Genomic DNA, 14,304 nt, shown 5'->3' with positions numbered 1-14,304 from the left:
TATAATTAGTATCTCCTTAATTATGTAACACGAACCATTAAAAAATTGGTTCTAAAACTATTTATACAAAACGGTTATATTTACATAGAAAACCAGACCATATGTTTATACCTGAGCACTATAAAAATAATGACATTGAAGAGATTCATAAATTTTTAAAAAATAATAGTTTCGGTATACTAATTAATACTATTGAAGGTAAACCTTGGGGTACGCATATTCCACTAGAACTTTCAAAGAATTCAGACGATAAAGATATCTTGGTCGGTCATATTGCCAAAGCGAATTTGCAAAGTAAAAATCTGGTTGATGGCGATGACGTGCTCTGTATTTTTAATGGACCGCATAGCTATATTTCATCATCATGGTATCAACATGAAGAAGTACCTACTTGGAACTATGTTGCCGTTCATGTTTATGGTACTGTAAAAATTCAAACTTCAGAAGAGTTACTGACCTCTTTATATGCACTTGTAGATAAATACGAGCAAAGATCCGAACACCCTATTTCATTGAATGAAATGTCTAAAAAAACCATGAGTCAAGTAAATGGTATTATAGGATTTGAAATTTTAGTGAATGATATACAAGCAGTAAACAAACTTTCGCAAGGTAGAAGTCATGATCACCCTAAAATTATATCTGAACTTGAAAAACAAGGCGCTCCTGAAAAAGCGGTTGCAGTTGAAATGAAAAAACGAATGACATAGTGGTTTCTCATATCAGCTAAAATAAATAGGCTTAGAGTGTTTATTTTACCTGCTTTACTACTAATTTTAATCGCACAAGTTTACGTTATAAATACTTGCAATTATGAGCGAATTAAAATCAATTTTTGAATTCAATAAAAAGTCAAATATTAAACAATGGCATATTGTCAACGATGATGTTATGGGTGGTCTGTCAATGGGACTTATGCAAATAAATATGCAAGGTAATGGTGTTTTCAGTGGACATGTTTCTTTAGAAAACAATGGTGGATTCTGCCTTGTAAGACATGATGTCGAACGTATACCTGTCGATGCTTTTTCGGCTTTCGTAATTCGGATTAAAGGCGACGGAAAAAAATATGCTTTCCGTTGTAAATCTGGCGAGCATCAACGACACACCTATAACTATGATTTTAAGTCTAGTAAAGAATGGCAAACAATAGAAATTCCGTTTACTGAAATGGAAGCTGTTTTTAGAGGCGAAGAATTAAAACTGCCCAACTATCATGGCGATTACCTAGCACAAATTGCCATTATCATTAAGAATGGCGTTGAAGAAGACTTCACCCTCGAAATTGAGAGTATCTACCTAAAATAACTTCAAATTTCATTTAAATTAACAAACTTCAAAAATCTAAACATTGATATTTGTCATTTTTGGAAACTTCTATTTTATTTAAGTTTAGGTAACCAAAAACCAAAACAATGTACTATCAACAACTACTTCCTTTAAAAAAGTTGATCATTCCTTTTAGGATAGATGCATTGATGCCAAATATTCTAGTACTAATACCTAGAGTAATTACCGGATACTTACTTGCTTTTGTTTTTGCCGTTAATAAATTTGGAACGCCTTGGACTCCAAAATCTACAGGACTCGGATTTTTAGAGGTATCTGACTGGTTTGTTTATCTGGTTAAACAATTCGGTATACCATTTTCTTATATGCCCGAATTCTTTGCCTGGTCTGCAGGGTTTACAGAAGCGCTAGGTGGCATTTTATTGATTTTAGGATTAAATACTAGAATAACAGCCTTCTTTGTTACCGTAACTATGTTTACTACCATAGTATTTAGACCTTGGGATAATTCGTGGAGTATTATGCCCACATTTACTTTTTTCTGTTTAGGTCTCTTCTTCATGGGATTCGGATCAGGGAAATTCGGTCTCGATTATTTCATCACCAAAAGAAGATAACACACCTGTACTCCTTTTAAACTATTTACTTTACTGCACTATCATTGATCTATTACAATTCAGTAATACAATTCTACAATTGAGTTAGTTCCTTTTTCAAAAAGCATATTCATAAGGCATCTTTGAAGTATCAATTAATCTTTAAAACCTTATAAAATGAAAAAATTACTATTTACTATTACTGCATTCGCACTGACAATTACTATGAACGCTCAAGAAAAAGAAGGCATTACACTAACTGTTGTTATTGAAAATGTACTGAATGATGAAGGGCACGTATTAAGTGCATTACACAACGAAGCCACTTTTATGAAAGCTGAAGGACTTGAAACCAGCCATGATAAAGCGGAAGCTGGCGAGTTAATATTAACCTTTGAAAACATACAACCTGGTGATTACGCATTTTCTGTTCTGCATGATGCTAATGATAATAATTCGATGGATTTTGAAGCTAACGGTATGCCAAAAGAAGATTATGCGATGAGTGGTAATTCTATGCCAATGGGTCCACCGACATTTAGCGACGCAAAATTCACTGTCGAAAAAGAAGATATGCAATTAACCCTTAGATTTTAATGTACAATTAACTTCTGAACAAGCATTGTCAATAGGTTATAATAATCGTTTTTAGTAATTTTATAGCCTTATACTATATACATGACCATTACCCAATTACAATACGTACTTGCTGTTGCTGAATACAAAAATTTTACACTCGCTGCCGAGAAGAGTTTTGTAACGCAACCGACTTTAAGCATGCAAGTTCAAAAGCTTGAAGATGAATTAGATATACTTCTTTTTGATCGCAGTAAAAAACCAATTACCATTACCGAAGTCGGTAAAAAAATTGTGGCACAAGCAAAGAATATTGTAAATGAGGCGGCACGTATTAAAGATATCGTAGAGCAAGAAAAAGGATTTATAGGTGGGGATTATGTATTGGGGATCATCCCCACCATAATGCCTACTTTATTACCGATGTTCCTGAAGAATTTTATACAGAAATATCCGAAGGTAAATCTGATAATTAAAGAGCAAAATACAGAGAGTTTAATCAAGAATATTGAAGACGGTCACATCGACGCTGCTATAGCCGCAACACCTTTAGAGGTTGATTTTATAACCGAAAGACCTTTGTATTATGAACCGTTTGTAGGCTATGTCCCTAAAGATCATCGTCTTGGAAATAGTACACAGATTACGCCCGATGATTTAGATATTGGAGATATATTACTGCTACAAGACGGACACTGTTTTAGAGAAGGTGTTTTGAATCTTTGTAAAGCCCCGAAAATTAGCGGAGAACATTTTAGCCTACAAAGCGGAAGTTTTGAAACTCTTATAAATCTTTCTAACGAAGGTTTAGGCATGACACTTTTACCTTATTTAAATACTTTAGAACTTGACGAAGTAAAAAAGAAAAACTTGAAGTACTTTAAAGAACCTTCACCTGCACGTGAAGTAAGTCTTATCTACCACAAAAAAGAACTAAAAGTACAGATTACTGAGGCTTTAAGAGATGTTATTACAGGTATTGTTCGTGGTGCAATCGCTTTTCAAGATGTAAAAATTATAAGTCCGCTACATAAGTAAAATACCTATTGTTTTTTAAATCGGTACATACAACCCTCTATGCATATAGCTGGGTACGATGGTGATATTGTTAATCTTGTTTTATTTTCATTAAAATCGGCGCTATACCCCAAAGTATCTTTTTCGCCTTCAGTTATAAAGTATAGGTAAAGCTCTTTGTCTGTAATTTTATAATCACCTGAATCTAATAGACCTCTATTGAAATCGGTTCTTTCATAACTACCAAATTCATCGAAGAAATAGCGATAGCCTTCTTCAACATCTTTCCACTCTGTTGCACCACCGGGACTCACATATGATTCTGTCAACAACCACTCACCTACCAAACTAGTATCGTCAATAGGTGTGTCATCAAAAGGCATGTCGTCATTTTGACATTGCATTAAGAATAACAAAAATATCGCAACCGTAAATTTAATAGCCATCGTGTCTTTTAATGTAAGATGTAAATAAAGTTATAGGTTGCGTAAAAAAAAAGAGCCACTTTACGTGGCTCTCTATTATGCTTTTAAATAAACTAAACTTTGATGTAATTCTGGTTTATCGGTTATAAAACTTTCTAACCAGACTTTTAACTCTTCCACCTCTTCGGGTAGTAACGTCGTTAAGGCTTTCTTCAACTCTTTACAAAATAGTAAGGTATCAAAACTAACCTTTTTAAGTACTGTTTTACTATACTCTAGCATAGACTTAGACATGTTGTTGTTAGATTAATAGATTTGTTGTTGTATAAAGGTAAACAGAAATGCCGTTGTAATATTGTATACAAAAAGTTAAAGTAATTACTTACATGTTAAATTTTTATCGCATTCGTAAGTATGCAATTTTGTAATTTCGAATTCATGAAGAATTTTCTCTTTTTAGCAGTTACTTTTTTGCTACTATCTGCCTGTAGTTCAAAGAAGTCTTTGGTTTCAAAATCCTTTGACAAACAGTTATCATCAGCGTTTTATAAAAATCAGTTCACGGGGGTTTTGGTTATCGATGTTGAATCGAAAGACACCATATATACCAGTAACAGTCATAAATATTTTATACCTGCTAGTAACACCAAAATTTTTACACTTTTAGCAGCACTTAAAACCCTGCCAGCTCAAATACCAGCTTTAAAATATATTGAAGCAAATGATACCTTATATTTTGAAGGAACTGGTGACCCTTCATTTTTGCATCCTTATATAAAAGACTCAACAGCTTTAAAATTTCTTCAGAATCAAAGTAATCTAGTTTTTGTATCAAATAACTTTCAAGATAAAAAATACGGACCAGGTTGGGCTTGGGACGATTACCAATGGTATTATTCTGCAGAGAAAAGTGTATTGCCTTTAAATGGTAATGTGGTGATAACTTATAAGAATCCCGAGCTTATCGTTTCTCCTCCTTATTTCAAGGATAGCGTTTTAGAATTGACCCATAAGAACAATAGAAATGAAACTTCGAATAGGTTCTATTATCCGCCAACAAAAAAAGATACGTTAGAAACTCCGTTTATCACAAGTGACCAGACTACTAGGTTTGTTTTAGAAAATTTACTTTCCAAAAAAGTTGGTACTGCTTCGACAATGCCTTCGGGTGAAAAACAAACCTTGTACGGTAGTAATGCCGATTCGCTTTATGTGCGTATGATGCACGAAAGCGATAATTTTATTGCCGAACAGCTTTTACTCGTAGCATCGGGAGTCCTCTCTGATACTTTAAATGGGAAACTAACGAGAGATTATATTTTAGAAAACGAACTGAAAAATTTAAAGCAAGAACCTCGATGGGTCGATGGATCAGGACTCTCTCGATACAATTTGTTTACACCGCAAAACATGGTCTCGGTTTTAGACCAACTATATTCATTGGTGCCTCAAGAACGTTTATTTTCTATTTTCCCTGCCGGGGGATTATCGGGTACTTTAAAAAATAGGTTTGCCGGAGATGAGAAACCTTATGTATTTGCTAAATCTGGAAGCCTAAGTAATAACTACTGCCTTAGCGGATACTTGGTTGCAAACTCAGGAAAAGTGTTGATTTTCAGTTTTATGAACAATCACTTTAAACAATCTACATCAGAAGAACGAAATAGACTTGAACAAATGCTTCAAACGCTTAGAGACACCTATTAACTATTGAACTTGAGGTGACACATGTTTGGCATATTTCTCTTTCAATAACTTAATTTTAGGTGAAATATGTGTTCTACAAAAAGGCTTCCCGGTATCATTAAAATAGTAGTTATGGAAACGTTCTTCAGATGATTTAAATGTGCCAAATGGAATAATTGCCGTAATTAAAGGAATCTCAAAATCTTGCTGTAAATCAGTCATAATCCCCTTTAATAAAAGCTCATCATCCTGTTTAAAAAAATAAATGCCCGAACGATACTTATTTCGCATAGAATGATTTTCGGTACTTCTATGCGTATCTAAATGAATAGCTACCAAATCTTTCAACGCTATAACCTCAGCATTATAATGGACAATTACAGCCTCAGAAAAATCTGCTGTATTTTCTTTTGGAGCAATAAAGCCTTGTTCTACTTTCTCTACACCGTTAAGTGCCATAAACACAGCTTCGGTACACCAATGACAACCACCACCGAATCCGACTTTAGAGATTTTATCCATAGTAAAAGAGTCGGTTACCAAGCTTTAAACTAACGAATTCAACTTTGCATGCTGTAGCAGCATAATGGTTTTTGCATCTTTAATTTCTCCGCTAGCCACCATCTTCATAGCGTCATTAAAATCTAACTCCAACACCTCTATATTTTCGGTTTCATCGTCTGCACCACCGCCATCACTGACTTTCATACTTTCATCATACTCCCCCACAAAAAGATACACTATCTCGGTCACCGAACCAGGCGACATGTAGGTTTGAAATACCTTTTGTACGTTACTAATTTTATAACCTGTTTCTTCTTCAGTTTCTTTACGAACACAATCTGCAGGGTTATCACCATCTAGAAGTCCTGCACAAACTTCAATCATCATTCCGTCTTCATTACCATTTACATAGGTCGGCATTCGAAATTGCCTGGTAAGCACAACAGTCCGCTTTTTAGAGTTATACAATAAAATAGCTGCTCCATTACCTCTATCATAAGCTTCACGTTCTTGTTTTTCCCAAGTGCCATCAGGTCGTTGATAGCTGAACGTATATTTATTTAGCGTATACCAATTATCAGAAAGTAGTTTTTTTTCTACGTCTTTTATGCTTCCGTTTTTCAATTCAATTGAATTTTAAATTCGTTTATAAAGATAAACTAGTGCAATGAAAATCGTAAATAAATTGATTACATGTTCCATACGATCACCTTAATAGCCTGAAAACGGTTATCCAGCAAAAACTCTTGCTATTTAAAACTCTTTTTATTTATCTTTTCAATGCAAACATAAACTTCGACTACCTTGAAACAACGCTACATCTACGCCATTTTACTTTTAATATTTACAACCTCTTGTAAAGACGATAAGTCATCAAAAGAAAATAAAAAACTACCAAAAATTGCTATTGCCGGTTTAGGTATTGAAAGTAGCACCTTCTCACCTGCCCTTTCTACAGAAGAAGCTTTTCACGCAAAAGTAGGAGATTCTGTATTTTCGAGATACCCGTTTCTACAAGTAGATTCTTTAAACAGAAATAGAGCTGAATGGGTACCTACGTTAGTTGGCAAATCTTTACCTGGAGGTACAGTAACTCGCGAAGCTTACGAATCTCTGGTTACTAAAAGTTTGGATATTCTTAAAGAAAATATGCCTTATGACGGACTCTTCTTTGACATTCACGGGGCAATGAGTGTTGTTGGCTTAGATGATCCCGAAGGTGATTTAATAGCTCGTATTCGAGAAGTAATTGGTGATGATGTATTAATTTCTACTTCGATGGATTTGCACGGTAATGTATCTGAACGACTTGCTCAGCATACCGATCTAATTACTTGCTATCGTATGGCGCCACATGAAGATGCAATAGAATCTAAAAAGAGAGCGGTAACCAATTTAATAGATAGACTAGAAAGTGGCAAAGGGAAACCTGCTTTTAAAGCGTGGGTTCCTGTACCAATACTTTTACCTGGTGAGAAAACAAGTACCCGTATCGAACCTGGTAAAAGTCTTTATGCAGAAGTACCCACAGTTGCCGACCAAGACGGCGTAATTGATGCCGCTATTTGGATCGGTTATGCTTGGGCAGATGAGCCACGTAACCATGCAGTTGTTATGGTTACCGGTGATGATAAAGAAAAAGTAGCTGAAGGTGCCGAGAAACTGGCTCAAAACTTTTGGGATGTTCGTAATGAATTTGAATTTGTAGCACCTACAACGACATTAAATGAAAGCTTAAAACTCGCATTAGCAAGTGATAAGAAACCCTACATGATCAGTGATATGGGCGATAACCCAACTGCTGGTGGTTCAGGTGATGTAACTTGGACTTTGAAAGAGCTATTGGCCAGATCAGAATTTAAATCTAAAAATGGAAAGTCATTGATTTACGCGTCTATACCAGGACCAGAATTTGTTGAAAAAGCAATGGAAATAGGTGTTGGTGGAAAAATTAAGGCGGATGCTGGTGCAGCAGTAGATCATAGATTTGCCGGACCACTTTTGTTAGATGGAACTATCACTGCCATCAAAGAAGGTGATACCAATGCAGAAATTGAAGTAGTCGTTAAGGTTGGAAATATTGATGTCATCGTTACCAAAAAACGGAAGCCTTACCACCACTTAAGTGATTTTACTAATTTAGGATTAGACCCAAAAAACGCTGATGTTGTTGTAGTAAAAATCGGTTATTTAGTTCCTGAATTATACAACATGCGTGGCGATTGGACTATGGCACTTACTCCTGGCGGAGTGGATCAAGACCTTAGTCGTTTAGGATATAAAAGGATAAAAAGACCTATGTTTCCTTTAGATAGTTTGATGACTCAGCCAGATTTAAAAGCAAGGTGGATACCTGCTGCAGATAAAATTAACTTTGATAAATAACTTATGTTTGTTCAATATGTCTAGTAAAAAATGGTGGAAAATTATAGGTTACCTTTTTATATTTAGTATTGGAATAGCTACGCTACTTGTAATAATTCTTTTGATAGGAAGTTTTTTGTAAAATATAAATTTTGAAAATCATTCAAAAAATATGACGTTATGGGCTATTGAAACTAGGATAGAAAGAAAATCAGCTTAGATATTTATTATCACGTTATGCCTTATTTCAATTTTGTTTTAATGAACGATACAGATTCATTCAAATATATTATGCTCGTTTCAATAATTATGAGTTTAATAATATATTACTTGCTTTATAGAAAAGGAATAGTAACCTCCCGCATTTTGAATCTTGAAAATAAATTGTTAATTGGAATATTATTATTACCTGTATTATTTATTATTAACTATTTATTTGATTGGTTTTGGTAATGGCTAAATTAATTGCAATGGATATTTTCTATTAAAATTAGTATTAAACTGTAATCGCCCTATTCAAATAACGTCTAAAAGGAAGCATTTCTTTGTAAGCATTAACTAACTCATCGTCAAAATTACCCTTGTTAGTTTCCTTAGTGTCAAACTCATGAAAAACTGCAAATGTTTTGTTTTTGAGCAATTCTATATATTTATGGTCTTTTGCAAAGCCTTTAGGTGCGTTTGTTAGTTTCGCATCTTCAAAGAGTCCACCAAAGCGAGTTTTAAAGGACTTCTTATTCAATATTTTGACAAAGTCCTCACCGTCGTAATCAATAGCATCACGAACACTTCGTAATACTTTTGACTCAGGTCTCCATAATCCGCCTGCGAAAACGCAACGTTCAATTCCCAACTCAAAATAGAAATCTGCCGTCTTTGGTTTCTTGTCAAATCCTGCTCCGAAATGGTCTTTGTAAACCGGTTTGTTGGGATGAAACATCAGATTATTATTAATACGATTTATTCCCTTTTTACCTGGAGTATCGTAGTATTCGTTATCTATATCAGATAATCTAGTATTCATACCACTAAGCCAATCGATATATTCATCGCGTACTTGTTTGTACCATTTACGATTAGCATCCATCCATTCCTTAGCATTGTTTTTCTGCAATTCTTTAAGAAATTCTATCTGGTTTTTGAAACTCATGTATTCGTTGTTGGTTGTTGGTTGTTGAAAAAAAACTCAAGTTCAAAAGTCAAGTTCAAGTTAAAACATACTTTGTACTTCGTACTTAATACTTTGTACTTTCTGTAACTGGCTTTTGGCTTTTGGCTTTTGGCTTTTGGCTTTTGGCTTTTGGCTTTTGGCTTTTGGCTTTTGGCTTTTGGCTTTTGGCTTTTGGCTTTTGGCTTTTGGCTTTTGGCTTTTGGCTTTTGGCTTTTGCTAAAACTACAATTTAGCTTCGCTAAATTCTCCTAAAATGTCTGAATCAAACAAGTCTATTCTCTATATTCTTTATTCTCTTCTCAAAATACAAACAAACTACTTAATACTCCGTACTTTGTACCTTGTACCTTGTACCTAGTACCTCGTACCTCGTACTTAAATCTCAAAACCTATTATCTCCACCAACAATATCACCTAGTGTACCTAGAATACTACCTTCTCCTTTATCTTTTCCTCCTCTTGGTATAGATGCCAGCACTCTACCTGCTAAGCGACTAAATGGTAGGGACTGAATGTAAACGGTGCCAGGGCCGCGAAGGGTTGCGAAAAATAATCCTTCTCCACCAAAAACGGTATTTCTAATTCCACCTACAAATTCAATATCGTAATCTACATCTTTGGTAAAACCTACAATACAACCAGTATCGACTTTTATAACCTCTCCGGGTGCCAAAGTCTTTTTTGCCAATGTACCACCAGCATGAACAAACGCCATACCGTCACCTTCTAATTTTTGCATGATAAAGCCTTCACCACCAAAAAGACCGCGACCAAGTTTCTTTGAAAATTCTATACCTACGGAAACTCCTTGTGCTGCACATAAAAAGGCATCTTTCTGACAGATAAAACGGCCACCCATTTCAGATAAGTCAATAGGTAGAATTTTACCAGGATACGGAGAAGCAAAACTAACTTGCTTTTTACCCTGACCTATATTTAAAAATGCCGTCATGAAAAGGCTCTCGCCTGTCAACATTCTTTTACCTGCAGAAAAAATCTTTCCTAAAACACTATTGTCTTGATTGCTACCATCACCAAAAATGGTGCTCATTTTAATATCGGTATCCATCATCATAAAGCTACCAGCTTCGGCTACTACTGCTTCTTGTGGGTCAAGCTCTATTTCAACATATTGCATTTCTTCTCCAAAAATTTGGTAATCTATTTCGTGTGCGTTCATTTGTACATTGTTTTTGATTGATAACTATAAGTAGTAAAGGTGGCAACTTTGTTACAAATTACCACCTTACTTTTAAAACTAGTTAGCTCAAATAACAATAACAATACACTACCAAGCTTTACCTAAAATTTTACTTCGAGATTATTTTAGTACACCTCTCTATCATTAGTTTTGTTCGTGAAGGTATATTTTACCCCTACATTGAAGTAAAAGCTATTAGACATATCAAAATCGTAAATTTCATTATTGCTGTAATCTTTTATCTGCATGCGGTTATAAGCAGTATAGCCACCTTGTGCCGTTGCGGTAAATTTATCCCATAAACCAACATTATAACCAAGACCAACCAATACACTTGTTTGCCTTAGTGTACCGCTATAGTCTTCTTTATAGACCTCTACTTCATCATTTATATTACCAGTAAAACCGCTTAAAGTGGCAAAACCTTCAAAATCATGATTTTCTGCTAAAGTATATTTAACACGACTATCTGGAACACCAACCTTGTAAGCCCAATTGTCATTGAGTCTTCTGGCATAGCTTATTACCGGAATTGGGTAGTACAAGCCATATTTAATATCATAAGCCGCACCAAAGGTTAGCATACTATTATCTCCACCGTTATATTTACTCAAGGTAAGCATGGCATTAAAAAATATATCATCAGATACTATATTATCATTCCTAAAATTAGAGGATATTTGAGATTCTTGCATGGCAAATATGCTCCAATCTTCACTTAAATTTCTTTGGTAAGTAAAACGTATACTAAAAGAATTAAAGGTTTCTATTTCATCTGTTTCAAAGGGTACATCATCATCTATATAACTTAATGTTGTGTTTTCTAATTTCCCTCCTACAGTAAATTTTTCTGTTGTAGTATTAATAAGGGGGATAGCCAAACCCGCTTTTAATTTAAAAATATCAGTAACATTACTACTAGGTAAAAACTCTGATTGTATATAAATATCATCTGTTTCTTGCCCGTAAACCCAACTTACCATAACCAACATTAAAAAAATCGATACTTTCTTCATATTCTGAACACTATTAATATTATGATTACAAGAATAGTCTTAGCCATTCTATACACCATAAAAGTGAACATTATCTAAAGTATCAGCAATCTTAATATATATGTAGAAACAGTATATAGAGCAATGGGTAAATTTAATCTACCAATCAAAATATTTTAGTAAATCTTAAGAAACACCCAAAAATGGAAAGCTTTAAATTCGGAATTATGCAATTGAAACTAATCAAAGTACTAAAGCTCATTCCATTGAAAAAGTATTTAATTAACTGCGGATTGCTGCGAGAAGCTCTTTTGGCTTTTGCGTACCAATAAGGTATTTCTTTCCATTTTTAAGTGTTAAGGAAATGCCTTCTTTTCCCTTAACATTATAAACAGTACCGTACTTTTTAATTTTTCTGATACCAAAACCTACAAAATCATAATTAATAATCTGTTGTTCTACTACTTCATTTAAATCAATGATTTTACTAAAAAATAAAAGATGACGAATTTTAATTTTCTTATCAGAAACCACCACCTTTAGTTTTATTAATACCAAAAACAATACAGTTAGTAAATAAAAAAAATATGGTAATAACTCACCTAGGGTTACTCTATTGGCAATCCATATCATATTGGTATTACTTGTTTCAGCTGCAGCGTAACCACCAAATACATATATTCTTGTGCTTATAACCTTTATAACAAATAAAATTATTGGAGCAAGTATAATCAACCACAACCACCATTGTGTAAATTTTTGTGTTTCCTTAAACCGTATTCCTTCTTTCATAGTGACTATTTTTTCTTCTTCAACCTCAACGTCCACTCAAACTTAAAGGTACTTACCACTACTCCATCTGTATTTACTCCCACAGATTTCATCCAAACGGTTTGTCCTTCTCCGGTGGCAATCGTTTTATCTAACGCTTCTTTTATTAAATGTCCGTCTTCACATGTAAATGTAATTCTACCTGTTGCTTTCTTTGAAAAATTAGCGGTGTTGTTCGCTACTAACATCGAAATTTTCTTTCCAGATGCTTCGATTTGATCAATTATTAAAGCCCCTGTGGTCAACTCTGCCGCCATACCCTGTACTGCCCAAAACATCGAATTAAACGGATTCTGATTGAACCATCTGTGCTTTACAGTCACTACTGACCTGTTTTTATCTAATTCTCTTAAACGTACCCCACACCACCATGCAGACGGTAGTTTAAAAAATGAGAACATGTTGATTTTACTAGGTGTTACCGCCATATTATCTTATAATTTTTATAAAAATAGCCATTATTAATTGCATACTAAAATGTTAATATATTGTTAAATATTAGTACTATGCGTAACATAGTACCTTTTTTTAGACATATATTTGCATAGGAAGTTAATAGGTAATCAAAGTAATTGGCTTTTACATAGTATTATAATCAATCATCATCACCAACGAATCAATCATGACAGAATCAGTAACTAAACACGAAAGAAACCTCTCTGCATTAATACATGCGAGTACGTTCTCTAAATTCTTTTTTCCGTTCGGGAACTTCATCATTCCTCTAGTATTATGGACGGCAAGTAAAAAGGAATATGAATTTGTAGATCATAACGGTAAACAAGCGCTGAATTTTCAAATTAGCATACTCCTCTACTCTATTCTTGTAGGTATGGTTAGTATCCCTTTTTTCTTAGGCGGCTTTCTTCCTAATATTTTTGACTTTGATCATTTCAGCTTTTCAAATATTCACAGTTTCAACAACATCAATTTTAATTTTGATTCTGACGATTTTTTTGGTCCGTGGATGATACCCGTAGCATTACTTGGTTTGGCACAATCTGCCTTATTTATTATCAATATCGTGTATACCATTTTAGCAACTATAAAAACAAATGAAGGGGAGGTTTTTGAATATCCTTTCACTATAAAATTTATAAAATAGAATCATCAGTTTATATTATATATCGGGTATTCATCACACCCTTAAGAGTTTATTAATCAATCAAAAAATCAATCAGGATGTTTATTCACCTGCCCTGAGCTTGTCGAAGGGTCTATCAAAAAACGAACAGTTAATCTATGCAGACAACAGAGACAATGGAGCAATCCCCTCCGAAAGCGGGACTGCATAAAAAGCAAAAAGAGATTATGAATGTAGAAAATACAAAAGCACAAATGCGTAAAGGGGTTTTGGAGTATTGTATCCTGTCCATTTTAAATGGGCATGATAAATATGCTTCTGAAATCTTAGCTACGCTTAAAGATGCAAAAATGCTTGTAGTGGAAGGTACTATCTATCCGCTACTGACAAGATTAAAGAATGCGGGTCTTCTAAACTACCGTTGGGAAGAATCTACTTCTGGACCGCCACGAAAATACTACACCCTAACTGAAACCGGTAAACTTTTTCTTAAAGAATTAGATACCACTTGGGATGAATTAAGAAAAGCCACCAACCTGGTAACCAACTCAAAAAACAGCTAAT

Annotated in this window: 18 protein-coding genes; 9 read left to right on the top strand and 9 right to left on the bottom strand. The window is 34.3% G+C overall.

Annotation, left to right across the window (positions count from 1 at the left end):
- Nucleotides 1-101: 101 nt before the first annotated feature.
- From QSV08_RS02875 to QSV08_RS02855, 5 genes are all read left to right on the top strand, one after another.
- Nucleotides 102-710, top strand: a complete 609-nt coding sequence (locus tag QSV08_RS02875) for an FMN-binding negative transcriptional regulator (protein WP_324026414.1) — start codon at nt 102-104, stop codon at nt 708-710.
- A 103-nt stretch (nt 711-813) separates the two neighbouring features.
- Nucleotides 814-1,308: a CIA30 family protein gene (locus QSV08_RS02870; protein WP_324026413.1), complete on the top strand. Its 495-nt coding sequence runs from the start codon at nt 814-816 to the stop codon at nt 1,306-1,308.
- A gap of 107 nt (nt 1,309-1,415) precedes the next feature.
- Nucleotides 1,416-1,907 carry a DoxX family protein gene (locus QSV08_RS02865; protein WP_324026411.1) on the top strand — a complete coding sequence of 164 codons (492 nt, stop codon included), beginning with the start codon at nt 1,416-1,418 and terminating at the stop codon, nt 1,905-1,907.
- Between the two features lie 156 nt (nt 1,908-2,063).
- Nucleotides 2,064-2,483: a DUF2141 domain-containing protein gene (locus QSV08_RS02860; RefSeq protein ID WP_324026410.1), complete on the top strand. Its 420-nt coding sequence runs from the start codon at nt 2,064-2,066 to the stop codon at nt 2,481-2,483.
- Nucleotides 2,484-2,564: 81 nt separating this feature from the next.
- Nucleotides 2,565-3,500 (top strand): LysR substrate-binding domain-containing protein, encoded by a 936-nt coding sequence (locus QSV08_RS02855; protein ID WP_324026408.1) that lies wholly within the window; start codon nt 2,565-2,567, stop codon nt 3,498-3,500.
- A 5-nt stretch (nt 3,501-3,505) separates the two neighbouring features.
- Here QSV08_RS02855 and QSV08_RS02850 read toward each other — a convergent pair whose 3' ends face one another.
- Together QSV08_RS02850 and QSV08_RS02845 are read right to left on the bottom strand one after the other, a co-directional pair.
- Nucleotides 3,506-3,925, bottom strand: a complete 420-nt coding sequence (locus QSV08_RS02850; RefSeq protein ID WP_324026406.1) for a hypothetical protein — start codon at nt 3,923-3,925, stop codon at nt 3,506-3,508.
- 75 nt (nt 3,926-4,000) lie between these two features.
- On the bottom strand, nt 4,001-4,198 hold the full coding sequence (locus QSV08_RS02845) for a hypothetical protein (protein ID WP_036155302.1): 198 nt from the start codon (nt 4,196-4,198) through the stop codon (nt 4,001-4,003).
- Between the two features lie 144 nt (nt 4,199-4,342).
- Here QSV08_RS02845 and QSV08_RS02840 point away from each other — a divergent pair, with 144 nt between their 5' ends.
- Nucleotides 4,343-5,611: a D-alanyl-D-alanine carboxypeptidase/D-alanyl-D-alanine-endopeptidase gene (locus QSV08_RS02840; protein WP_324026404.1), complete on the top strand. Its 1,269-nt coding sequence runs from the start codon at nt 4,343-4,345 to the stop codon at nt 5,609-5,611.
- On the opposite strand, the gene QSV08_RS02835 is transcribed toward QSV08_RS02840, so the two are convergent.
- Nucleotides 5,612-6,112: a peptide-methionine (S)-S-oxide reductase gene (locus QSV08_RS02835; RefSeq protein WP_324026402.1), complete on the bottom strand. Its 501-nt coding sequence runs from the start codon at nt 6,110-6,112 to the stop codon at nt 5,612-5,614.
- Nucleotides 6,113-6,136: 24 nt separating this feature from the next.
- Nucleotides 6,137-6,718 carry a GDP-mannose pyrophosphatase NudK gene (gene nudK / locus QSV08_RS02830; protein WP_324026400.1) on the bottom strand — a complete coding sequence of 194 codons (582 nt, stop codon included), beginning with the start codon at nt 6,716-6,718 and terminating at the stop codon, nt 6,137-6,139.
- Nucleotides 6,719-6,898: 180 nt separating this feature from the next.
- On the opposite strand from nudK, the gene QSV08_RS02825 reads away from it, so the two are divergent.
- The gene (locus tag QSV08_RS02825) at nt 6,899-8,479 is read left to right on the top strand and encodes a M81 family metallopeptidase (RefSeq protein ID WP_324026399.1); all 1,581 of its coding nucleotides are present in this window, start codon (nt 6,899-6,901) and stop codon (nt 8,477-8,479) included.
- A 475-nt stretch (nt 8,480-8,954) separates the two neighbouring features.
- On the opposite strand, the gene QSV08_RS02820 is transcribed toward QSV08_RS02825, so the two are convergent.
- From QSV08_RS02820 to QSV08_RS02800, 5 genes are all read right to left on the bottom strand, one after another.
- Nucleotides 8,955-9,608: a DUF2461 domain-containing protein gene (locus tag QSV08_RS02820; protein WP_324026397.1), complete on the bottom strand. Its 654-nt coding sequence runs from the start codon at nt 9,606-9,608 to the stop codon at nt 8,955-8,957.
- A 403-nt stretch (nt 9,609-10,011) separates the two neighbouring features.
- Entirely contained in the window at nt 10,012-10,809 is a 798-nt protein-coding gene (locus QSV08_RS02815; protein WP_324026396.1) for a TIGR00266 family protein, read from the bottom strand.
- A gap of 146 nt (nt 10,810-10,955) precedes the next feature.
- Nucleotides 10,956-11,846, bottom strand: a complete 891-nt coding sequence (locus QSV08_RS02810; RefSeq protein ID WP_324026394.1) for a DUF6268 family outer membrane beta-barrel protein — start codon at nt 11,844-11,846, stop codon at nt 10,956-10,958.
- Between the two features lie 261 nt (nt 11,847-12,107).
- Nucleotides 12,108-12,617, bottom strand: a complete 510-nt coding sequence (locus QSV08_RS02805) for a hypothetical protein (protein WP_324026392.1) — start codon at nt 12,615-12,617, stop codon at nt 12,108-12,110.
- Between the two features lie 5 nt (nt 12,618-12,622).
- Entirely contained in the window at nt 12,623-13,084 is a 462-nt protein-coding gene (locus tag QSV08_RS02800) for a DUF4442 domain-containing protein (protein WP_324026390.1), read from the bottom strand.
- Nucleotides 13,085-13,278: 194 nt separating this feature from the next.
- Between QSV08_RS02800 and QSV08_RS02795 the strand changes: the two genes are divergently transcribed.
- Nucleotides 13,279-13,761, top strand: coding sequence for a DUF4870 domain-containing protein (locus QSV08_RS02795; protein WP_073245173.1), 483 nt, complete (start codon nt 13,279-13,281; stop codon nt 13,759-13,761).
- A 206-nt stretch (nt 13,762-13,967) separates the two neighbouring features.
- Nucleotides 13,968-14,303 carry a PadR family transcriptional regulator gene (locus tag QSV08_RS02790; protein WP_324028344.1) on the top strand — a complete coding sequence of 112 codons (336 nt, stop codon included), beginning with the start codon at nt 13,968-13,970 and terminating at the stop codon, nt 14,301-14,303.
- Nucleotide 14,304 lies beyond the last annotated feature (1 nt).

Origin of the sequence: Maribacter sp. BPC-D8 (genome assembly GCF_035207705.1) — a bacterium.
In the GTDB taxonomy this organism is placed as follows: Bacteria; Bacteroidota; Bacteroidia; order Flavobacteriales; family Flavobacteriaceae; genus Maribacter.
Note: the sequence above shows the minus strand (reverse complement) of the source record. Positions and strands in the feature narration are given on the sequence as shown.

Bases quoted from the DNA above. Each gene is read 5' to 3' on its own strand.
- QSV08_RS02820 (WP_324026397.1), bottom strand. From the start codon at position 9,608: ATGAGTTTCAAAAACCAGATAGAATTTCTTAAAGAATTGCAGAAAAAC.
- QSV08_RS02840 (WP_324026404.1), top strand. From the start codon at position 4,343: ATGAAGAATTTTCTCTTTTTAGCAGTTACTTTTTTGCTACTATCTGCC.
- QSV08_RS02835 (WP_324026402.1), bottom strand. From the start codon at position 6,112: ATGGATAAAATCTCTAAAGTCGGATTCGGTGGTGGTTGTCATTGGTGT.
- QSV08_RS02815 (WP_324026396.1), bottom strand. From the start codon at position 10,809: ATGAACGCACACGAAATAGATTACCAAATTTTTGGAGAAGAAATGCAA.
- QSV08_RS02845 (WP_036155302.1), bottom strand. From the start codon at position 4,198: ATGTCTAAGTCTATGCTAGAGTATAGTAAAACAGTACTTAAAAAGGTT.
- QSV08_RS02860 (WP_324026410.1), top strand. From the start codon at position 2,064: ATGAAAAAATTACTATTTACTATTACTGCATTCGCACTGACAATTACT.
- QSV08_RS02790 (WP_324028344.1), top strand. From the start codon at position 13,968: ATGAATGTAGAAAATACAAAAGCACAAATGCGTAAAGGGGTTTTGGAG.
- QSV08_RS02855 (WP_324026408.1), top strand. From the start codon at position 2,565: ATGACCATTACCCAATTACAATACGTACTTGCTGTTGCTGAATACAAA.
- QSV08_RS02850 (WP_324026406.1), bottom strand. From the start codon at position 3,925: ATGGCTATTAAATTTACGGTTGCGATATTTTTGTTATTCTTAATGCAA.
- QSV08_RS02865 (WP_324026411.1), top strand. From the start codon at position 1,416: ATGTACTATCAACAACTACTTCCTTTAAAAAAGTTGATCATTCCTTTT.
- QSV08_RS02870 (WP_324026413.1), top strand. From the start codon at position 814: ATGAGCGAATTAAAATCAATTTTTGAATTCAATAAAAAGTCAAATATT.
- QSV08_RS02805 (WP_324026392.1), bottom strand. From the start codon at position 12,617: ATGAAAGAAGGAATACGGTTTAAGGAAACACAAAAATTTACACAATGG.
- QSV08_RS02875 (WP_324026414.1), top strand. From the start codon at position 102: ATGTTTATACCTGAGCACTATAAAAATAATGACATTGAAGAGATTCAT.
- QSV08_RS02795 (WP_073245173.1), top strand. From the start codon at position 13,279: ATGACAGAATCAGTAACTAAACACGAAAGAAACCTCTCTGCATTAATA.
- QSV08_RS02800 (WP_324026390.1), bottom strand. From the start codon at position 13,084: ATGGCGGTAACACCTAGTAAAATCAACATGTTCTCATTTTTTAAACTA.
- QSV08_RS02810 (WP_324026394.1), bottom strand. From the start codon at position 11,846: ATGAAGAAAGTATCGATTTTTTTAATGTTGGTTATGGTAAGTTGGGTT.